Genomic DNA, 18503 nt, shown 5'->3' on the forward strand with positions numbered 1-18503 from the left:
CGGCAACATGCGGGGGCAAACATGGCGGATGGTCAGGATCTGGGTGAGGGATTTCGGCTGGACGATATCCTCGGGCTGAGCGGTGCCGCGCTGCCGCCACTGCAATCCCTGCTGGACCGGGCGACAGACCGGGTGCGGGCGCTCGTGGCCCCGGACGGCCGGTCCGATCCGGTGCTGATGGAGCTTTACCAGCACGAGACCCATGCGCTCGCCTGGCTTGCCACGACGGCCGAGGCGCTGCGGCAACTGCACCTTTGGGCGGACGGCTTGCAGGCCCGGGGCGCGCTGGGTGAGGCCGAGGCGCTGATCCTGCAGGTGGGCTTTGGCGAATACCTCAACCAGATCGCGGGCGGCATCCCGATGAGCCCGCATGAATTCGCGCGGCCGCAGGATCTGGGGGCGGATCTGGGGGCCGATCTGGACCTGACCCTTGCCGATGAGGGCGCTGTCGCGCGCCTGCGCCGCGAGGGCAACAGTGCTGCGGCGCGGCGCAGGCTGGCCGATCTTCTGCAGCAGAACGCGGGCCGGGCCACATTCGGCGCGACGGGTCTCGACGACGAGGCCGAGATGATCCGCGAGCAGTTCCGCCGCTTTGCCGAGGATCGCGTCATCCCGCACGCCCATGACTGGCACCTGACCGACAGCCTGATCCCGATGGAGGTGATCGGGGCGCTGGCCGAAATGGGCGTCTTCGGCCTGACCATCCCCGAGGAATATGGCGGCCTCGGCCTGCCCAAGACCGCGATGGTCGTGGTGTCCGAGGAACTGAGCCGCGGCTATATCGGCGTGGGCAGTCTTGGCACCCGGTCCGAGATCGCGGCGGAACTGATCCTTTGCGGTGGCACGGATGCGCAAAAGGCGCAGTGGCTGCCCCGGCTGGCAAGCGGGGAGATCCTGCCGACCGCCGTGTTCACCGAGCCGAACACCGGCTCGGACCTCGGCGCGTTGCGGACCCGCGCCGTGCGCGATGGCGAGAACTGGCGCATCACCGGCAACAAGACCTGGATCACCCATGCGGCCCGCGCCCATGTGATGACGCTGCTCGCGCGGACCGACCCCGCCACCGACGATTATCGCGGCCTGTCCATGTTTCTGGCGGAAAAGGAACCGGGGACCGATGACACCCCCTTCCCCACCCCGGGCATGAGCGGCGGAGAGATCGGGGTGCTGGGCTATCGCGGCATGAAGGAATACGAGCTTGGGTTCGACGGCTTCCGGGTGCCTGCCGAAAACCTTCTGGGCGGGGCCGAAGGTCAGGGCTTCAAGCAACTGATGCAGACCTTTGAAAGCGCGCGCATCCAGACCGCCGCCCGGGCGATCGGGGTCGCGCAGAACGCGATGGAGGTGGCGCTGCGCTATGCCACCGAACGGCGGCAGTTCGGCAAGCCGCTGATCGCCTTTCCGCGCGTCGCGAACAAGCTCGCGCTGATGGCGGTCGAGATCATGATCGCGCGGCAGCTGACCTATTTCAGCGCCCGCGAAAAGGATGCGGGGCGGCGCTGCGACCTGGAGGCGGGGATGGCCAAGCTTCTGGGGGCCCGGGTCGCCTGGGCGGCGGCGGATAACGGGTTGCAGATCCATGGCGGGAACGGCTTTGCGCTGGAATACCCGATCAGCCGCATCCTGTGCGATGCGCGCATCCTCAACATATTCGAGGGCGCGGCCGAGATTCAGGCGCAGGTCATCGCGCGTCGGCTGATCGGCTGACTGCCGTTTCCGACGCGGGACGGGTCAGGGCGCGGCGGGTCAAAGCGCGGTGGGCCGGCGCGGTCCCAAGCTGCGGATGCAACCGCCCCGCAATGGCCCACGCCCCCCAAAGGCCGACGCCCACCGCCGCGAAGATCCCCGAGACCGGCGCCGCCAGAAGGATCAGCGCGCCGATCCCCGGCGTCAGGATGCCCGACACATCGCGGTAGCTGGAATAGACCGCGCTCATCTCGGTCCGCTCCGACGGCTTGACGGCGAGGAGGAACGGCAGCCCGCCGCTTATGTCCAGCAGGATCAGAAAGACCGAGGCCGCCATCAGGCAGGCGACCGTCAGCCATGGCAAGGGCGCCAGCGCTGCCGCCAGAAAGCCGGTGCCCGCCAGCGCGAAGCCCGTCCGCACCGCCACCCGCACCGAATGGCACTGCATCCAGCGCAGCATCAGCGGCGTCGCGAACAAGAGCCCGTTCGTCAGCGACAGCGCGATGCCGCCGATCCGGTCGCCGAGGCCGGCCTCGACCGCATAGATCGGCAGATAGACGATATACCCCCACCAGGCGCAGGACCGCAGCACCGCGAAAAGCCAGCCCGCGACCAGCCGGGGCTGCGCCAGAAAGCGTGGCAGATAGGCCAGCGGGTTGGGGGCCGGCGCCCGCGCCCGCACGATCAGCCGTCCATTGCCGAGCCGCATCGCCCAGAACACCGCCAGAAGCGCGAGGGCCGCGACCGAAGATGCCAGAAACGGCGCCGGCGGCCAGAGCTTCATCAGCCACACGCCCGTCACCGGCCCCATGGTCCAGGCCAGCGCCGAATAGAACATCCGCAGGGTCTCGGTCCGCTGCAACTCGGCCTTGGCGATGTAGTCGAGAACATAGGCGTTGAGACAGACAAAGATCGTCACCGTCGCGACGGTCGAAAGAAGCAGCGCAAGCGCCGTCCATGCCCCGCCCATGATCCCGGAAAGATTGGCCGCAAGCGCGCAGAAAATGCCCGCCGTATACATCCAGCGCCGGGGCAGGAACCGTGTCGCCCAGGGCACCATCAGCCCCGCCACCAGCGACACGACCCCCACGATGAAATAGAGCCGTGACACAAGGCCCGCATCCTGAAAGACCTGATACATCGCCAGCGGATAGACCGAGACGAGAAGCCCCCGGACCATCGACTCCATCCCCGACAGCAGCGCAAAGCCGCGCGCGCCGGGTGTCGGGCTATGGCGCAGCCATTCAGGGATCGAACGTTCGAACATGCCCCCAGAAATCCCGGCGTCGGGCGCCGGGTCTGGTCCATGGGCGACGCGCGGGGTCGGTTTCGGCGCGTTGCGGGCGGTAGGGTCTCAGCGCGACAGCAGATCGACCAGCCGTCGCCGCGCCTCGGGCAGGGGGCGGTTGCCAAGGGCAGGCGCAAGGTTCTGCGCCAGGAAGTGCCCCGTAAGCTGCAGCCCCTGCGCCAGATCGGCCGGCGGCATCGGTCCCTGCCCCAGAAGGCCCGCAGGAAGGGGCAAGAGCCGTGGCGCCCAGTCCCCCGCCCCCGCCCGGCTGACGGCCCGGCCGCTGCGGGGAGAGACGAAGGCGAGATCGTCGCGCGTTCCCAGAATGGCGCAGCGGCCGAGATCGAGGCCGAAGCCCATTTCTTCCAGCAGGGCGAGTTCCCAATGCAGGTAGCCGGTCGTCCAGTCCTGCCCGCCCGCGCCGGTTATCTGGTCAAGGAGCCCCTGCGTCCGATTGTAAAGCCCCGGATGCGGCGCACGTTCGGGCAATGTGAAAGAGAGAAGCGCGCAGACCGAGGACAGCGCGGCAAGCGCCAGCCGGTCGCCCAGCACATTCGCGGCGCGCTGGCGCAGCGGCTCGACCGTGAACGCGCCCAGATGATCCTCCAGCCGTGCGCGCCAGTGCAGCGAGAGCTGCGCTCCCGGTTGCAGAACGGGCGCCATGCGACGCCCGCCGCCGCCCCGCACGACACCGGCGTGACGCCCCCGCTGGGGCGTGAAAACCTCGATGATCGCCGCCGTTTCGCCATGCGGCCGCATCGAGAGCAAGAAGCCCTCATCCCGCCAGTCCATCCCGCGACTATGCCCGCCTGCACCGCCACTGCAAGCCCCGGGAAGGGGCCGCAGAGGGATCGGAGCCTCAGCCGCTCAGCCCCTCCTGATCCAGCAGGTGCCGGCCGGCGCGGTCCTCAAGCTCGATGATCCAGAGATCGGGGTCGCGCGACCGCGCGCGGACAAGGGCGGCGTCCACCTCGGACTCGGCGCCTTCGGCCATCACGATCCAGCGGCGTTCGTCGCGCATCAGGTCATAGCTGCGTTCATAGGCCCGGGCCTGCCCGTCCAGCGTCGCGACCTTGACCGCCACGGCGCCCGCCGTCGCATCGCCCCGCGCCGTCACATAGGCCGGGATCGCGGCAAGCCGCAGCCGCGTCAGATACGCCTCGACCCAGAAGCCGGAGGTCAGCCGCACCTAGGCGCCGTCCTTGAAGTCGAGCCCCATCTCGGAATAGCGTTCGGCCTCTTCCAGCCAGTTCGGACGCACCTTGACCTGCAGGAAGAGGTGGACGGGACGGCCCAGAAACTCGGCGATCTCGGCCCGGGCCGCCTGCCCGATCGCCTTGATCGTCTCGCCGCGATTGCCCAGCACGATCCCCTTGTGCCCGTCGCGGGCGACATAGACGATCTGGTCGATCCGGGCCGAGCCGTCGGGCCGGTCCTCCCATTTCTCGCTCTCGACCGTCAACTGGTAGGGCAGTTCCTCATGCAGGCGCAGGGTGAGCTTTTCGCGCGTGATTTCGGCGGCGATCATCCGCATCGGCAGGTCGGCGATCTGATCCTCAGGGTAAAGCCACGGCCCCTCGGGGAGTTCCGCGGCCAGCCATTCGCGCAGGTCACCCACGCCATGCCCACGCTCGGCCGAGATCATGAAGGTCTTTTCGAACGGAAAGGCCTCGTTCAGCCGCTGGGCGAGGCCCAGCAGAACCTCGGCCTGCACCCGGTCGATCTTGTTGATCACAAGGCCCACGGGGCGTTCGCCCACCCGTTCCTGCAACGCGTCGATGATCGCCTGCGTGCCCTCGGTCAGGCCGCGATGCGCCTCGACCATCAGAAGCACGATATCGGCATCCGCCGCACCGCCCCAGGCGGCGGCGACCATCGCCCGGTCCAGCCGGCGGCGGGGGCGGAAGAGGCCGGGCGTATCGACAAAGACGATCTGCGCCTGCCCCTCCATCGCGACGCCGCGGATGCGGGCGCGGGTGGTCTGCACCTTATGCGTGACGATCGAGACCTTGGCCCCCACCATCCGGTTCAAAAGGGTGGACTTGCCCGCATTGGGCTCGCCGATAAGGGCGACAAAACCCGCCCGCGTGTTCCCGGTCCCCGTATTCTCAGTCCCCGTGTTCTCAGTCATCGCGTTTCTCCAACCGTGCCAGCAGCGTCCGCGCCGCGGCCTGTTCCGCCTGCCGCTTGGCGCCGGCGGTCGCTTGTTCCGTTTCGCCCGAGCCCAGCCGGACCTCGACCGTGAATTGCGGCGCGTGATCGGGGCCCTGCCGTTCCACCTCGGTATAGGTGGGGGGCAGTTGCCCGCGCGCCTGCGCCCATTCCTGCAGTGCGGTCTTGGCGTCACGGGCATCCGCCGCGACCTCGCCCACGCGCCCGCCCCAGATCCGCAGGATCATCGCGCGCGCGGCGTCAAAGCCCGCATCGACATAGACGGCGGCGATCACGGCCTCCATCGCGTCCCCCAGAAGGGCCTCCTTGCGCCGCCCCCCCGACATCATCTCGGACCGGCCCAGCTTGAGCACCTCGCCCAGCCCCACGTCCCGGGCGGCGGCGGCACAGCTTTCCTTGCGGACCAGCGCGTTGAAGCGGGGCGCAAGCTGGCCCTCGTTCGCGCCCGGGTCGGCATCGAGCAGCGCCTCGGCCAGAACGAGGCCCAGCACCCGGTCGCCCAGAAATTCCAGCCGCTGGTTGTCGGGCCGGGTCGGCGAGGAGAGCGAGGAATGCGTCACCGCCTCAAGCAGCAGTTCCGGATTGGCAAATCTGTGCCCGATCCGATCCTCGAAGGCCCGAAGGTCCGCGGAAAGTTTCACTCGATCCTCGTGAAAAACCGGTCCGACCGCCATGTCCAGAAATAGAGCATGGAACGCCCCGCCGAAGAAAAGACCACGCGGTCCGCCCGGCCGATGATGTTTTCGTAGGGAACGAAGCCCACGCCGCCCACGGCCTGCGGAAAGCGGCTGTCCTGGCTGTTGTCGCGGTTGTCGCCCACGAAGAAATAATGTCCCTCGGGCACCGTGAACAGCGGCGTGTTGTCGGCAAAGCTCATGTCGGTGTTCAGGATGGTGTGGCTGCGCCCCGAGGGGAAGGTTTCGCGCAGGCGGGTGTTGGTGCAGATGTCGCCCTCGCCCACCGGCGCATTTTCGCAGCGCGGCGGCGTGCCCAAGGGGCCCTGGCGTTCGTAGACTTCCTCGAACGTGCCGGCGGGTTCCTGCGGCAGCGCCTCGCCGTTCAGGTAAAGAACGCCGTCGCGCATCTGCACCGTATCCCCCGGCGCGCCCACGAGCCGCTTGATGAAATCCGCGCCCGTCACCGGGTGGCGAAAGACGATCACATCGCCCAGTTCGGGTTCCGACCCGAAGATACGGCCCGAGATCGGGCAGATCGCGAAGGGGCAGGAATAGCGGGAATAGCCATAGGCCATCTTGTTCACGAAAAGGAAATCGCCGATCAGCAGCGTGTCCTTCATCGAGCCGGAGGGAATCCAGAACGGCTGAAAGAAGAGCGTGCGGAACACCCCCGCGATGAGCAAGGCGTAAACGATCGTCTTGATCGTCTCGACGACGCCACTGTCCTTGCCTGCCTTGCTTGCCATGATGGTCCTGCCTTTTGGATGATGGGGGCTAAATGCGGCGCGCACGCCGGGGAGTCAAGCAAGCGGGCGCGCCTCGATCACCACGAAGGCCTGCGCCCATGGGTGATCGTCGGTCAGGGTGACATGCACCAAGGCCTCATGGCCCGGGGGCGTCATCGCGGCCAGACGGTCGGCGGCCCAGCCGGTCAGATGCATGGTCGGCTGGCCGCTGCGCAGGTTCGCGACGCCCATGTCCTTCCAGGAAATGCCCATGGCAAGCCCGGTGCCGAGCGCCTTGGAACAGGCCTCCTTGGCGGCCCACCGCTTGGCGAGCGTCCCGGCCTCGTCGCGGCGGCGGGCGGCCTTGCGCAATTCGATCTCGGTAAAGACCCGGGCGCGGAAGCGGTCGCCGAACCTGGCAAGCGTCGCCTCGATCCGCTCTATATTCGCAAGGTCGGTGCCGATGCCAAGGATCATGCCGCGCGCGCCGCATCCATGCAGCGGCGCATTTCGGCGATGGCTGTGTCTAGGCCGGTAAAGATAGCCTCGCCGATCAGGAAATGGCCGATGTTCAGCTCCATCACCTGTGGCAGCGCGGCGACCGGGCCTACGGTTTCATAGGTCAGGCCGTGGCCCGCGTGAACCTCCAGCCCCAGGGCATGGGCATGGGCGGCCATGTCCCGCAGGCGGGCGAGTTCGGCGTCACGCTCGGCCAGACGACCCTCGGCATGGAGTTCGCAATAGGCGCCGGTATGCAGCTCCACCACCGCCGCGCCGATCCGGGCCGAGGCCTCGACCTGCGCCGCGTCGGCGGCGATGAACATCGAGACCCGGCATCCGGCCTCGCGCAGGGGCGCGATGAACTCGGCCAGCCGGTTGTCGTCGCGCGCGACATCGAGCCCGCCCTCGGTCGTCCGTTCCTCACGCCGTTCGGGGACGATGCAGACCGCATGGGGGCGGTGGCGCAGCGCGATCGCCTGCATTTCCGGCGTCGCCGCCATCTCGAAGTTAAGCGGCAGGGTCAGCCCCTCCATCAGCCGTTCGATGTCGCGGTCGGTGATATGGCGCCGGTCCTCACGCAGATGGGCGGTGATGCCGTCAGCCCCGGCGGCCTCGGCCAGGCGGGCGGCGCGCACCGGGTCGGGCCAGTCGCCGCCGCGGGCGTTCCGCACGGTCGCCACGTGGTCGATGTTCACGCCAAGCCTCAGTCTGCCGGCCGCTGCGGTGGTGGTCATTCCTCTGCTCCGGGTTTGCGGGGAAGGTTGTCGGGAAAATGCTCTACATGCGCGGGATCGGCAAGCAGCGGGTCCTGCGCCGAAATGGCCTGCCGCATCCGGTCGATCCGTTCGCGCAGCTTTTTCTTGCGCCGCTTCTGGTAGGCCCCGATCACCGGCAGGCTGAGGTAATAGCAGCCGAAGGCGCAGATCAGCCCCGGCAGCAGCCCGCCGATCAGATAGGGCAGGAACACCCGCCAGAAGAACCGCGACAGGTTGTCCCAATGGGCCACATCGGCGGTGAAGGTCGACTGGATGTTGTGCCAGAACTCGACCGAGGCGCGGGCAAAGGCCGCCACGACCTGCGGCAGGGGCATCCCGCCGCTGTTGCCCAGCATCCAGTTCCCCAGTTCGATCGAGACGGTCATGATGATCGGAAAGGTGAGGGGATTGCCGAAGAAGGTGGAGATGAGCGCCGCGATCACATTCCCGCGGATCGCCCAGGCAATCAGCACCGCAAGGATGAAGTGGAACCCGAAAAGCGGGGTGAACGAAACGAAGACCCCCGCGAATATTCCGCGCGCAATGCGATGGGGTGCGTCGGGCAGCCGGCCCAGACGGTGGCGCATATAGCTGATCGCGCGGCCCCAGCCCCCCCGGGGATAGAAGAACTCGACCACGGCCTGGCCCCAGGAACGTTTGCTGCGTCGTCTGAAAACCAAGCTCGCCCCCTTGTCGGCCCCGGTTCAGGGCTTTCTGCTCAGGTCCCGGTGACGGTCGAGTTCCGCCACATCGCTTTCCGCCTCAAGCGCCGTCATCACGGCATGGAGATGTTCCACATCCCGCACGTCCACGTCTACAAGAAGGCGATAATAATCGGGCTTGCGATCCACGAAGTTAAGATCCGAGATATTTGCCTTCTGCTCACCGATCAAGGTGCAGATCCGGCCCAGAACGCCGCTGTGATTGCTGATCGTGACCTCCAGTGTCACGGTGTTTGCGACAGGATGTCGCCCCCCCTGCCATTGCAGGTCCACCCAACGGTCAAGCTGTTCCTCGAACTCTTCCAGCGCGGGGCAGTCGATGGCATGGACGACGACCCCCTGCCCCCGATAGGTGATGCCCACGATCCGTTCCCCCGGCACGGGCTGGCAGCAATCGGCGCGGCGGAAGGGCTGCTCGGGCGACAGGCCCACGACGGGGCGCTTTGCGTCGACCTCATCGGGGCGGGCGGCGGCCAGTTCGGGGTAAAGCGTGACGACGACCTTGCGCGCCGTGATCTCGGCGCTGCCGATCCGGGCCAGCAGGTCGATCTCGTCGCCGATGCCGAGCATCCGGGCGGCGGTGCGCAGCGCCTTGTCGGTGACCTTCTTGCCGACATGTTCAAAGGCCACGCGGGCGAGTTCCTGCCCCAGCCGCACGAAGCGCTGGTTGTCCTCTTCGCGCAGCGACTTGCGGATCGCGGCCTTGGCGCGTCCCGTCACCACGATGTCGATCCAGCTGGCCTGCGGGCGCTGCCCCTCGGCGGTGATGATCTCGACCGACTGCCCGTTCTTGAGCCGCGTCCAGAGCGGCACGCGCAGCCCGTCCACCTTGGCCGAGACGCAGGAATTGCCGATCCGCGTGTGGATCGCATAGGCGAAATCGAGCGGTGTCGCCCCGCGCGGCAACTGGATCACATCGCCCTTGGGCGTGAAGCAGAAGACCTGGTCGGAATACATCTCAAGCTTCACATGCTCAAGAAACTCGTCATGGTCCTCGGCCTGATCGAAACGTTCGGTCAGGGTCGATATCCATTTCGCGGGATCGACCGCAAAGGGGTTCCGGGTGCGCACGCCGTCGCGATAGGCCCAATGGGCGGCGACCCCGGCCTCGGCCACCTCATGCATCTGGCGGGTGCGGATCTGCACCTCGACCCGCTTGCCGTCACGCCCCGACACGGTGGTGTGGATCGAACGGTAGCCGTTCGACTTGGGCTGGCTAATATAATCCTTGAACCGCCCCGGCACCGCACGCCAGCGGGTATGGATCAGGCCGAGCACCCGGTAGCAATCGGCCACGTCATGGGTGATGACCCGAAAGCCGTAGATGTCCGAGAGCCGGGAAAAGCCCAGTTCCTTTTCCCGCATCTTGCGCCAGATCGAATAGGGCTTCTTGGCCCGGCCATAGACGTCCGCCTCGATCCCCGCCTTTTCAAGCTCCAGCCGGATGTCGTTGGTGATCTTGTGCACCACGTCGCCGGTTTCGCGCTGAAGCGTGATGAAGCGGCGGATGATCGAGTTGCGCGCCTCGGGGTTGAGAACCCGGAACGACAGGTCCTCCAGCTCCTCGCGCATCCATTGCATCCCCATGCGGCCGGCCAGGGGGGCAAAGATCTCCATCGTCTCGCGCGCCTTCTGCGCCTGCTTTTCCGGGCGCATGGACTTGATCGTGCGCATGTTGTGCAGACGGTCGGCGAGCTTGACCAGGATCACCCGCAGGTCGCGCGACATCGCGATCAGCAGCTTGCGCATGTTCTCGGCCTGCTTGGCCTCGGAACTCGACAGCTGAAGGTTGGTAAGCTTGGTCACCCCGTCGACAAGATCGGCGATTTCCTCGCTGAAAAGCCGTGCGATCTCGGACCAGGTGGATTTGGTATCCTCGATCGTGTCATGCAAAAGTGCCGTCACGATCGTGGCGTCATCAAGCCGCATCTCGGTCAGGATCGCGGCGACGGCGACGGGATGGGTAAAATAGGGCTCGCCCGAATGGCGTTTCTGCCCCTCATGCATCTGCGCGCCATAGGCATAGGCGCGCCGGATCAGATCATCGTTTGTACGCGGGTTGTAGTTGCGGACGAGGGCGATCAGGTCTTCGACGTCGATCATCTGGACCGCTTTCCGAAGGGCCGTGCCGGCCCCGTCCCCGCGTTACCCGGCTCAGCCCCGGCCCTGCGCTTCCATCAGCGCGCGGAGCAGTTTTTCCTCCGACAGGTCGTCCTGCGCCGGACGGTCGGTCTCGGCCCCCATCAGCATGACCATCTGGTCTTCCTCTGGCTCGTCGACCTCGATCTGGGTCTGGTTGCTTTCGATCAGACGCTCGCGCAGCGCCTCGGCCGACTGGGTTTCCTCGGCGATCTCGCGCAGGGCGACGACCGGGTTCTTGTCGTTGTCGCGATCCACCGTCAGCGGACCACCGGCGGCGATTTCACGCGCGCGATGGGCAGCGAGCATCACCAGCTCGAACCGGTTCGGAACCTTGTCAACGCAGTCTTCAACCGTCACGCGGGCCATGAGCGACTCCAATAAGGGAGGGGTATGGAGCGCCCCTTCTATGCCCTCAGAATGACCTTGACAAGGCAAGATTGCACATCTTCACGGATCCGGGATCGCGACGACATCCTCAAGCGCCCCCGCAGGCAGGGCGTCACGCAGTTCGCGGGCGGTGCGGCCCAGAACCGGATGACGCCAGTCGGGCGCGATATCGCAGAGCGGAACCAGAACGAAGGCCCGGTCCTGCAGGCGCGGATGCGGCAGGATCAGCCGGTCGGGCGCGCGCACCGCCTGATCCTCGGGCGGCAGGTCATGCCAGTCGCGCCAGACGTTCCGGTCCGGCAGGACCGCGTCCCCCCAGGCCAGAAGATCGAGGTCGAGCGTACGCACGCCCCAGCGTTTCCTGCGCACACGTCCGAACTCTGCCTCGACAGCGTGCAACCGCGCCAGAAGCGCCTCGGGTGCAAGCACCGTGGTCAGGCGCGCCGCCGAGTTGACATAGTCGGGGCCCGCCCCCACCGGAAAGCAGGGGGTGCGGAAAAACCTTGCGACTTCATGAACTTGAACATCCCCGCCGGCCAGGACGCGCAGTGCCTCGCGCAGGGTCTCTTCCGGCCCTTTTCCATCATGTTCCTCATTGGAACCAAGCGCGATGAGCGCGGTTTTAATCTGTGGCACGGATTTTCCTGACTATTAAAATCGGAGTCTTGCAGTGTGTTAACATTCGCCTAATGTATACTTAGAGTATGTGTTCGGCGACCTCAGGCGCAATGCCACGAGCCCGCCAGGAAAGGTTGATTATGTTTTACAAGGATGAACGGCTGGCGCTGTTTATCGATGGCTCGAACCTTTACGCATCCGCGAAATCCCTTGGTTTCGACATCGACTACAAGCTATTGCGACAGGAATTCATGCGGCGCGGAAAGCTGCTACGCGCCTTTTACTACACCGCCCTGCTGGATACCGAGGAATATTCGCCCATTCGCCCGCTCGTGGACTGGCTGCATTACAACGGCTTTTCCATGGTGACGAAGCCGGCCAAGGAATACACGGACAGCATGGGCCGCCGCAAGGTCAAGGGCAACATGGACATCGAGCTTGCCGTCGACGCGATGGAGCTTGCGCCCCGGGTGGATCATATCGTGCTCTTTTCCGGCGACGGCGATTTCCGCCCCTTGGTCGAGAGCCTTCAGCGGCAGGGTGTCCGTGTCTCGGTCGTGTCCACCATCCGCAGCCAGCCGCCGATGATCGCGGATGAACTGCGCCGGCAGGCCGACAATTTCATCGAGCTGGACGAGCTGCGCGACGTGATCGGCCGCCCGCCCCGCGACGTGCGCCCGGAACGCGACAACAGCGAGCTTGTCGAAAATTGAAGGCAGGGGCCGGGGCGGACGCTCTGGACGATCGATCGCAATGGCCTTACCTCTGGAACCGCATCCCGACGGCAAAGAGGCAGCGCGACCATGACCAAACCCGGCCTGACGCTTTACCTGGCGGCCCCGCGCGGATTCTGCGCGGGGGTGGACCGCGCGATCAAGATCGTCGAGATGGCGATCGAGAAATGGGGCGCGCCCGTCTATGTCCGGCACGAGATCGTGCACAACAAATACGTCGTGGACGGGCTGCGGGCCAAGGGCGCGATCTTTGTCGAGGAACTGGACGAATGCCCGGCCGACCGCCCGGTCGTCTTTTCCGCCCATGGGGTGCCGAAATCCGTGCCGGCGGCGGCCGAGGCGCGGAAGATGGTCTATGTGGATGCCACCTGCCCCCTGGTGAGCAAGGTTCATGTGGAGGCCGAGCGTCACCATGAGGCCGGCCTTCAGATGGTGATGATCGGGCATGCGGGCCACCCGGAAACGCTAGGCACCATGGGCCAGCTTCCCCCCGGCGAGGTGATCCTGGTCGAGACTGTGGACGATGTCGCGCGGATCGCGGTACGCGACCCGTCGCGCCTTGCCTTCATCACCCAGACGACGCTCTCGGTCGACGATACGGCCGAAATCGTTGCGGCGCTGCAGGCGCGGTTTCCGGCGATCGTCGGCCCGCACAAAGAGGATATCTGTTACGCGACCACCAACCGGCAGGCCTCGGTCAAGGCGATCGCGCCGCTGATCGACGCGCTTCTGGTGATCGGCGCGCCGAATTCATCGAATTCCCGCCGGCTGGTCGAGGTGGGGCGCGCCGCCGGCTGCGCCTATGCCCAGCTTGTGCAGCGCGCGACCGATATCGACTGGCGCGCGCTGGAGGGCGTGCGCGCCATCGGCATCACCGCCGGCGCCAGCGCGCCCGAGGTGCTGGTGAACGAGGTCATCGCCGCCTTTGAGGCGCGGTATGACGTGACCAGGGAACAGGTGGAAACGGCTGTGGAACGGGTGGAATTCAAGGTGCCGCGCGTCTTGCGCGAACCGGCATGACCCGCCTTTACGCCTATACCGACGGCGCCTGTTCCGGCAATCCGGGTCCGGGCGGCTGGGGCGCGCTGCTGATCGCGCGCGATGGCGATACGGTCCTGAAGGAACGGGAACTGAGCGGCGGCGAGGCGCTGACGACCAACAACCGGATGGAACTGATGGCGGCCATTATGGCGCTCGAATGCCTCAGCCGCGCGTCCGAAATCACGGTCGTGACCGACAGCGCCTATGTGAAGAACGGCATCACCGAATGGCTGCCGGGCTGGAAGCGCAAGGGCTGGAAGACCTCGACCAACAAGCCGGTCAAGAACGACGACCTGTGGCGCAGGCTCGACAGTGCGCGGGAACGCCATCAGGTGCGCTGGGAATGGATCAAGGGCCATGCCGGCCACGCCGAGAATGAGCGTGCCGATGCCCTGGCCCGCGCAGGAATGGCCCCGTTCAAGCCCCTGTCCGTCCCATGACGCTGGTCGGATTTCTGGATCACGCGGCGGTTCTGGTCTTTGCGCTGACCGGGGCGCTGGTCGCGAGCCGTGCGCAGCTGGATATCGTGGGCTTCATCTTCATCGCCTGCCTGACCGCCGTCGGCGGCGGCACGGTGCGCGACGTGATCCTGAACCGCGACACGGTGTTCTGGATCGCCGAGCCGACCTTCATCGGCCTCGCCTCGGCCGCTGCGATCTTTGTCTTCTTCACCGCGCACCTGCTCGAAAGCCGCTATCGGGCGCTGCTCTGGCTCGATGCCTGCGCGCTTGCGGTCGCAGTGCCGGCCGGTGTGGGCGTCGCGATGGGGATGGGGCAGCCCTGGGCGATCATCCTGATCATGGGCGTCGTGACGGGGTGCCTTGGCGGCCTCATGCGGGACGTGGTCTGCAACGAGGTTCCGCTGGTCCTCAAGCAGGGAGAGCTTTACGTGACCTGCGCCTTTGCCGGGGCTGCGGCGGCGGTCCTGCTGATCCGGATCACGGGCGAGCCGCGCCTCGCCCTCTGGGCCTGCGCGCTGGTCACGCTGGCGCTCAGGGCGGGCAGCCTTGCGCTGGGTTGGCGGTTGCCGGTCTACCGGGCGCGCCCGCCCCGGGTCTAGGCCAGCCGCGTTCCCGGCGGCAGGGGCAGACCCCGCCGCAATTCCTCGACCGGCATCGGGCGCTTGCCCTCGCGCTGCGCCTGCGTGATGGTGACGGCGCCGGTCCCGGCGCCGCAGGCGATCGTCAGGCCGCTGCCCTCCAGAACCTCGCCCGGGGCGCCGCGCCCATCCGAGACGCTGCTCTGCAACAGTTTCAGCCTTTCCCCCACCGCCACGCACCACGCCCCCGGGGAGGGCGAAAGGCCCCGGATCTGGCGATCGACCTCGACTGCCGCGCGGGTCCAGTCGATCCGCGCCTCGGCCTTGTCGATCTTGGCGGCATATGTCACGCCCGCCTCGGGCTGCGGCACGGGCCGAAGCGCCGGCAGGCGCTCCAATGCCTCAAGGATCAGCCCCGCGCCGATCTCGCTCAGCCGGTCATGCAGCATTCCGGTCGTTTCCTGTGTGCCGATTGCCGTCGCCTTGCGCAACAGGACCGGCCCGGTATCTAGCCCTGCCTCCATCTGCATGATGCAGATACCGGTTTCCGCATCGCCCGCCAGGATCGCGCGATGGATGGGGGCCGCGCCGCGCCAGCGTGGCAAAAGCGACGCGTGGATGTTCAGACAGCCCAGGCGCGGCGCATCCAGGACCGCCTGCGGCAGGATCAGCCCATAGGCCACCACCACCGCGACATCCGCACCCAGTGCCGCGAAATCCGCCTGTTCGGCCGCCCCGCGCAGGCTGACCGGATGACGGACGGTCAGCCCCAGCGCCTCGGCCCGCGCATGAACGGGTGTCGGCCGGTCCTTTTTGCCCCGGCCGGCGGGACGGGGGGGCTGGCAATAGACCGCAACGATTTCATGCGCGTCATGCAACGCCTCAAGCACCGGGACCGAGAAATCGGGCGTTCCCATGAAGACAACCTTCATCCCCGCCTCCGCATCTTTTCGGCGCGGGCAATCAGCATCCGGCGCCTCAATGACTTCAGATGGTCGAAATACATCCGCCCGTTCAGATGGTCGATCTGGTGCTGCACCGATGTCGCCCAAAGCCCGACGAAATCGCGTTCCTCCACCTCTCCTTTGGCGTTGAGGAACCGGACCGTCACGGCCCGGGGACGAGAGATGACGGCGGAAACGCCGGGCAGGTTCGGGCTTGCCTCCTCATGCTCGCGGAACTGGACCGAGGAATGGAGCACCTCGGGATTGGCCAGAAGCACCGCCTGCCCCCGCGTATCGGAACAGTCCACAACCGCCAGCCGCTGCATCACGCCGATCTGCGGCCCCGCAAGGCCATAGCCCGGCATCGCGTCCATCGTCTCGACCATATCGGCCCAGACCCTGCGGATGTCGTCCGTCACCCCGGCTACCGGCTCGGCCACCGTCATCAGCCGCCGGTCAGGCCACGGAACGAACGGACGAACCGTCACGCCCGCGCCCGTTCCCGTTTGAGCTTTTCCATGCGCCGGGTGATCATCTGCCGTTTCAGCGGCTTGAGGTAGTCGATGAAGAGCTTGCCGTTCAGGTGGTCGATCTCATGCTGGACGCAGGTCGCCCAGAGCCCGTCAAACGTCTCTTCCTGCGTGCTTCCGTCAAGGCCCGTCCAGCGGACGCGCACCTCGGCGGGGCGTTCCACCTCGGCGAACTGGTCCGGGATCGAGAGGCAGCCTTCCTCATGGATGTTCGTCGCCTCGGAGGTCCAGATGATCTCGGGGTTCACCAGGACCATGGGGCGCGGCGGGGCCTCGGGGTCCTTGACGCAATCCATGACGATGATGCGGCTCATCACGCCGATCTGCGGCGCGGCAAGGCCCACCCCCGGCGCCTCGTACATCGTTTCCAGCATGTCGGCGGCAAGGGCGCGCACCTCATCCGTGATTTCGGGCACGGGGGCGCAGACCTTTTTCAGGCGCGGGTCGGGATGGATCAGGATCGAGCGCAACGTCATGCCCCGGATTTACGGTGCCGACGCCCTCGTTGCAAGAGCGGGTGACATTCCCCGCCCGCCGCGCCAGACTGCGCCCAAACAGACGAGGGACAGCATGAATTTCGACGAGATCATCGAGCGGCGCGGCACGCATTCGGCCAAGTGGGACGGGATGGAGGCCGCCTATGGCGTCAGCGCCGCCGACGGCATTCCGATGTGGGTCGCGGATATGGACTTTCGCCCGCCGGCCTGCGTGACCGAAACGCTCCGGTCGATGACAGATCATGGCATCTACGGCTATTTCGGCGATCCGCGCGACTACAACGCCGCCATCGCCTGGTGGATGGAGACGCGCCACGGCTGGCGGGTCGAACCCGACTGGATCTTCACGACCCACGGGCTGGTCCACGGCACCTCGGTCTGTGTCGAGACCTTCACCGCGCCCGGCGATGGCGTCGTGCTTTTCACGCCGGTCTATCATGCCTTTGCCCGGGTCATCCGCGCCGCGGACCGCGAGGTGGTGGAATGCCCCCTCGTGCTGCGCGACGGCCGGTATGAGATGGATTTCGCTGCCTATGATGCGCAGATGACCGGGCGCGAAAGGATGGTGATCCTCTGCTCGCCCCATAACCCGGGCGGGCGCGTCTGGACGCAGGACGAACTGCGCACGCTGGCCGATTTCGCAAAGCGGCATGACCTGATCCTAATCTCGGACGAGATCCACCACGATCTGGTCTTTCCCGGCCAGCGCCACCACCCTATGACCCTTGCCGCACCGGACATCGCGGACCGGCTGGTGATGATGACCGCGACGACCAAGACCTTCAACATCGCGGGCAGCCATACCGGCAACCTGATCGTCCCCGACCCCGATCTGCGGGCCCGCATCGGGAAAAAGATCATGGCGCTGGGGATATCGCCCAACAGCTTCGGTATCTTCATGGCGACCGCCGCCTATTCGCCCGAGGGTGCGGCCTGGGTCGATGCGCTGATGCCCTATCTGGACCGAAACCGGAGGATACTGGAGGACGGGCTGAACGCGATCCCCGGTGTGCAGGCCATGCCGCTGGAGGCGACCTATCTCAGTTGGGTGGATTTTTCGGGCACCGGCATGGATGAGGCCGAAGTCCTGCACCGCGTCCAGACCGAGGCGCGGATCGCCGCCAATCACGGCAAGACCTTCGGCAGCGGCGGAGAACGGTTCCTGCGGTTCAACTTCGCCACACCCCGCGCACGGGTGGTCGAGGCGGTCGAACGACTGCAGGCGGCTTTTCGCGACCTGCAATAGCCTACGGGGGGGAAAGTCGCCCATGATCGTTCAGGCCTGCATCAACGGCGCACGCCCGGCCGGGTATCATCCCGCCCTGCCCCTGACCACGGCGGCAATGGTGGCGGCAAGCGTTGCTGCCATCGACACCGGCGCGGCAGAGCTGCACATCCACGCCCGCAACCCCGAGGGGCGGGAAAGCCTGGCGCATGTGGATGAGGTGATGACGGCGATCCGCGCGGCCTGCCCCGGTACGCTGACCGGCGTCTCGACCGGGGCCTGGATCGAGGCGGATGAGACCCGGACCCGCGCCGCGATCCGGAACTGGCGGGTTCTGCCGGATTACGCATCGGTCAACCTCTCCGAACCCGATGCACCCGCGATCATCGCCCTCTTGCAGCAGATCGGGGTCGGCGTCGAGGCGGGGCTTGCCACCGTGGCCGATGCGCACCGTCTTGCCGCCTTGCCCGAACGCGACCGGGTCCTGCGCATCCTGATCGAGATTGAGGAACAGGACATTACCCGCGCCGATCAGGAGGCCAGTGGCATCGCCGCCGTGCTTGAGGATGCAGGCATTCGCCGCCCTGTCCTGCTGCACGGGTTTGATGCAACGGTCTGGCATTTCGTCCGACAGGCGAAGGCCCGGCGCTGGTCCACGCGGGTGGGGCTGGAAGATGGGCTTCATCGTCCGTCGGGGCAGATTGCGCGGGACACGGCCGAACTTGTGGCGGATGCGGTCGCGATCTTTCGCGGGGCGTAACCCCGGGCGGATGGGTGGTGTCTGATACGGCACCGTTGACGCCGCGCACGACCCGGGGCA

Annotated in this window: 22 protein-coding genes; 7 read left to right on the plus strand and 15 right to left on the minus strand. The window is 66.7% G+C overall.

The window, feature by feature from the left end:
• Positions 1 to 21 precede the first annotated feature (21 nt).
• Positions 22 to 1707 (plus strand): acyl-CoA dehydrogenase family protein, encoded by a 1686-nt coding sequence (locus ACFSGJ_RS04510; RefSeq protein WP_390259802.1) that lies wholly within the window; start codon positions 22 to 24, stop codon positions 1705 to 1707.
• Here ACFSGJ_RS04510 and ACFSGJ_RS04515 read toward each other — a convergent pair.
• From ACFSGJ_RS04515 to folK, 12 genes are all read right to left on the minus strand, one after another.
• Positions 1682 to 2953, minus strand: coding sequence for an MFS transporter (locus ACFSGJ_RS04515; RefSeq protein ID WP_390259803.1), 1272 nt, complete (start codon positions 2951 to 2953; stop codon positions 1682 to 1684). The genes ACFSGJ_RS04510 and ACFSGJ_RS04515 overlap by 26 nt on opposite strands.
• An 87-nt stretch (positions 2954 to 3040) precedes the next feature.
• The gene (recO, locus tag ACFSGJ_RS04520) at positions 3041 to 3766 is read right to left on the minus strand and encodes a DNA repair protein RecO (RefSeq protein ID WP_390259804.1); all 726 of its coding nucleotides are present in this window, start codon (positions 3764 to 3766) and stop codon (positions 3041 to 3043) included.
• A 67-nt stretch (positions 3767 to 3833) separates the two neighbouring features.
• Positions 3834 to 4163: a DUF1491 family protein gene (locus ACFSGJ_RS04525; protein WP_390259805.1), complete on the minus strand. Its 330-nt coding sequence runs from the start codon at positions 4161 to 4163 to the stop codon at positions 3834 to 3836.
• Positions 4164 to 5105, minus strand: coding sequence for a GTPase Era (gene era, locus ACFSGJ_RS04530; RefSeq protein WP_390259806.1), 942 nt, complete (start codon positions 5103 to 5105; stop codon positions 4164 to 4166). It abuts the gene before it with no gap.
• Complete coding sequence (rnc, locus tag ACFSGJ_RS04535) at positions 5098 to 5787, minus strand: ribonuclease III (RefSeq protein WP_390259807.1); 690 nt, start codon at positions 5785 to 5787, stop codon at positions 5098 to 5100. Before rnc ends, era begins: the two co-directional genes overlap by 8 nt.
• Positions 5784 to 6569: a signal peptidase I gene (gene lepB, locus ACFSGJ_RS04540; protein ID WP_390259808.1), complete on the minus strand. Its 786-nt coding sequence runs from the start codon at positions 6567 to 6569 to the stop codon at positions 5784 to 5786. Before lepB ends, rnc begins: the two co-directional genes overlap by 4 nt.
• Before the next feature lie 54 nt (positions 6570 to 6623).
• Positions 6624 to 7025, minus strand: a complete 402-nt coding sequence (gene acpS, locus ACFSGJ_RS04545; RefSeq protein WP_390259809.1) for a holo-ACP synthase — start codon at positions 7023 to 7025, stop codon at positions 6624 to 6626.
• Positions 7022 to 7783 carry a pyridoxine 5'-phosphate synthase gene (locus ACFSGJ_RS04550; RefSeq protein ID WP_390259810.1) on the minus strand — a complete coding sequence of 254 codons (762 nt, stop codon included), beginning with the start codon at positions 7781 to 7783 and terminating at the stop codon, positions 7022 to 7024. Before ACFSGJ_RS04550 ends, acpS begins: the two co-directional genes overlap by 4 nt.
• Positions 7780 to 8484, minus strand: a complete 705-nt coding sequence (locus ACFSGJ_RS04555) for a DUF2062 domain-containing protein (protein WP_390259811.1) — start codon at positions 8482 to 8484, stop codon at positions 7780 to 7782. Before ACFSGJ_RS04555 ends, ACFSGJ_RS04550 begins: the two co-directional genes overlap by 4 nt.
• Before the next feature lie 24 nt (positions 8485 to 8508).
• Complete coding sequence (locus ACFSGJ_RS04560) at positions 8509 to 10629, minus strand: RelA/SpoT family protein (RefSeq protein WP_390259812.1); 2121 nt, start codon at positions 10627 to 10629, stop codon at positions 8509 to 8511.
• A 51-nt stretch (positions 10630 to 10680) separates the two neighbouring features.
• Positions 10681 to 11034: a DNA-directed RNA polymerase subunit omega gene (gene rpoZ / locus ACFSGJ_RS04565; RefSeq protein WP_390259813.1), complete on the minus strand. Its 354-nt coding sequence runs from the start codon at positions 11032 to 11034 to the stop codon at positions 10681 to 10683.
• An 81-nt stretch (positions 11035 to 11115) separates the two neighbouring features.
• Positions 11116 to 11691: a 2-amino-4-hydroxy-6-hydroxymethyldihydropteridine diphosphokinase gene (folK, locus tag ACFSGJ_RS04570; RefSeq protein ID WP_390259814.1), complete on the minus strand. Its 576-nt coding sequence runs from the start codon at positions 11689 to 11691 to the stop codon at positions 11116 to 11118.
• A gap of 122 nt (positions 11692 to 11813) precedes the next feature.
• On the opposite strand from folK, the gene ACFSGJ_RS04575 reads away from it, so the two are divergent.
• From ACFSGJ_RS04575 to ACFSGJ_RS04590, 4 genes are all read left to right on the plus strand, one after another.
• On the plus strand, positions 11814 to 12386 hold the full coding sequence (locus tag ACFSGJ_RS04575; protein ID WP_390259815.1) for a LabA-like NYN domain-containing protein: 573 nt from the start codon (positions 11814 to 11816) through the stop codon (positions 12384 to 12386).
• Positions 12387 to 12476: 90 nt separating this feature from the next.
• The gene (gene ispH / locus ACFSGJ_RS04580; RefSeq protein ID WP_390259816.1) at positions 12477 to 13427 is read left to right on the plus strand and encodes a 4-hydroxy-3-methylbut-2-enyl diphosphate reductase; all 951 of its coding nucleotides are present in this window, start codon (positions 12477 to 12479) and stop codon (positions 13425 to 13427) included.
• Complete coding sequence (rnhA, locus tag ACFSGJ_RS04585; protein WP_390259817.1) at positions 13424 to 13888, plus strand: ribonuclease HI; 465 nt, start codon at positions 13424 to 13426, stop codon at positions 13886 to 13888. Before ispH ends, rnhA begins: the two co-directional genes overlap by 4 nt.
• The gene (locus ACFSGJ_RS04590; protein WP_390259818.1) at positions 13885 to 14508 is read left to right on the plus strand and encodes a trimeric intracellular cation channel family protein; all 624 of its coding nucleotides are present in this window, start codon (positions 13885 to 13887) and stop codon (positions 14506 to 14508) included. Before rnhA ends, ACFSGJ_RS04590 begins: the two co-directional genes overlap by 4 nt.
• On the opposite strand, the gene fmt is transcribed toward ACFSGJ_RS04590, so the two are convergent.
• From fmt to def (ACFSGJ_RS04605), 3 genes are read right to left on the minus strand one after another with little or no spacing between them, the layout of a single operon-like run.
• The gene (gene fmt / locus ACFSGJ_RS04595; protein WP_390259819.1) at positions 14505 to 15419 is read right to left on the minus strand and encodes a methionyl-tRNA formyltransferase; all 915 of its coding nucleotides are present in this window, start codon (positions 15417 to 15419) and stop codon (positions 14505 to 14507) included. The genes ACFSGJ_RS04590 and fmt overlap by 4 nt on opposite strands.
• On the minus strand, positions 15416 to 15919 hold the full coding sequence (def, locus tag ACFSGJ_RS04600; RefSeq protein ID WP_390259820.1) for a peptide deformylase: 504 nt from the start codon (positions 15917 to 15919) through the stop codon (positions 15416 to 15418). Before def (ACFSGJ_RS04600) ends, fmt begins: the two co-directional genes overlap by 4 nt.
• On the minus strand, positions 15916 to 16437 hold the full coding sequence (gene def, locus ACFSGJ_RS04605) for a peptide deformylase (RefSeq protein ID WP_390259821.1): 522 nt from the start codon (positions 16435 to 16437) through the stop codon (positions 15916 to 15918). The genes def (ACFSGJ_RS04600) and def (ACFSGJ_RS04605) overlap by 4 nt, the downstream gene beginning before the upstream one ends.
• Before the next feature lie 94 nt (positions 16438 to 16531).
• On the opposite strand from def (ACFSGJ_RS04605), the gene ACFSGJ_RS04610 reads away from it, so the two are divergent.
• Positions 16532 to 17704 carry a MalY/PatB family protein gene (locus ACFSGJ_RS04610; RefSeq protein WP_390259822.1) on the plus strand — a complete coding sequence of 391 codons (1173 nt, stop codon included), beginning with the start codon at positions 16532 to 16534 and terminating at the stop codon, positions 17702 to 17704.
• Positions 17705 to 17726: 22 nt separating this feature from the next.
• Positions 17727 to 18443, plus strand: coding sequence for a 3-keto-5-aminohexanoate cleavage protein (locus tag ACFSGJ_RS04615; protein ID WP_390259823.1), 717 nt, complete (start codon positions 17727 to 17729; stop codon positions 18441 to 18443).
• Positions 18444 to 18503 lie beyond the last annotated feature (60 nt).

It is taken from the genome of Halodurantibacterium flavum, from assembly GCF_042681825.1.
GTDB lineage: Bacteria > Pseudomonadota > Alphaproteobacteria > Rhodobacterales > Rhodobacteraceae > Halodurantibacterium > Halodurantibacterium flavum.

Coding starts and splice junctions, on each gene's coding strand:
- ACFSGJ_RS04510 (WP_390259802.1), top strand. CDS start 22: ATGGCGGATGGTCAGGATCTGGGTGAGGGATTTCGGCTGGACGATATC.
- rpoZ (WP_390259813.1), bottom strand. CDS start 11,034: ATGGCCCGCGTGACGGTTGAAGACTGCGTTGACAAGGTTCCGAACCGG.
- acpS (WP_390259809.1), bottom strand. CDS start 7,025: ATGATCCTTGGCATCGGCACCGACCTTGCGAATATAGAGCGGATCGAG.
- rnhA (WP_390259817.1), top strand. CDS start 13,424: ATGACCCGCCTTTACGCCTATACCGACGGCGCCTGTTCCGGCAATCCG.
- ispH (WP_390259816.1), top strand. CDS start 12,477: ATGACCAAACCCGGCCTGACGCTTTACCTGGCGGCCCCGCGCGGATTC.
- recO (WP_390259804.1), bottom strand. CDS start 3,766: ATGGACTGGCGGGATGAGGGCTTCTTGCTCTCGATGCGGCCGCATGGC.
- ACFSGJ_RS04515 (WP_390259803.1), bottom strand. CDS start 2,953: ATGTTCGAACGTTCGATCCCTGAATGGCTGCGCCATAGCCCGACACCC.
- ACFSGJ_RS04575 (WP_390259815.1), top strand. CDS start 11,814: ATGTTTTACAAGGATGAACGGCTGGCGCTGTTTATCGATGGCTCGAAC.
- era (WP_390259806.1), bottom strand. CDS start 5,105: ATGACTGAGAACACGGGGACTGAGAATACGGGGACCGGGAACACGCGG.
- ACFSGJ_RS04550 (WP_390259810.1), bottom strand. CDS start 7,783: ATGACCACCACCGCAGCGGCCGGCAGACTGAGGCTTGGCGTGAACATC.
- def (WP_390259821.1), bottom strand. CDS start 16,437: ATGACGTTGCGCTCGATCCTGATCCATCCCGACCCGCGCCTGAAAAAG.
- lepB (WP_390259808.1), bottom strand. CDS start 6,569: ATGGCAAGCAAGGCAGGCAAGGACAGTGGCGTCGTCGAGACGATCAAG.
- ACFSGJ_RS04610 (WP_390259822.1), top strand. CDS start 16,532: ATGAATTTCGACGAGATCATCGAGCGGCGCGGCACGCATTCGGCCAAG.
- fmt (WP_390259819.1), bottom strand. CDS start 15,419: ATGAAGGTTGTCTTCATGGGAACGCCCGATTTCTCGGTCCCGGTGCTT.
- ACFSGJ_RS04615 (WP_390259823.1), top strand. CDS start 17,727: ATGATCGTTCAGGCCTGCATCAACGGCGCACGCCCGGCCGGGTATCAT.
- ACFSGJ_RS04590 (WP_390259818.1), top strand. CDS start 13,885: ATGACGCTGGTCGGATTTCTGGATCACGCGGCGGTTCTGGTCTTTGCG.
- ACFSGJ_RS04560 (WP_390259812.1), bottom strand. CDS start 10,629: ATGATCGACGTCGAAGACCTGATCGCCCTCGTCCGCAACTACAACCCG.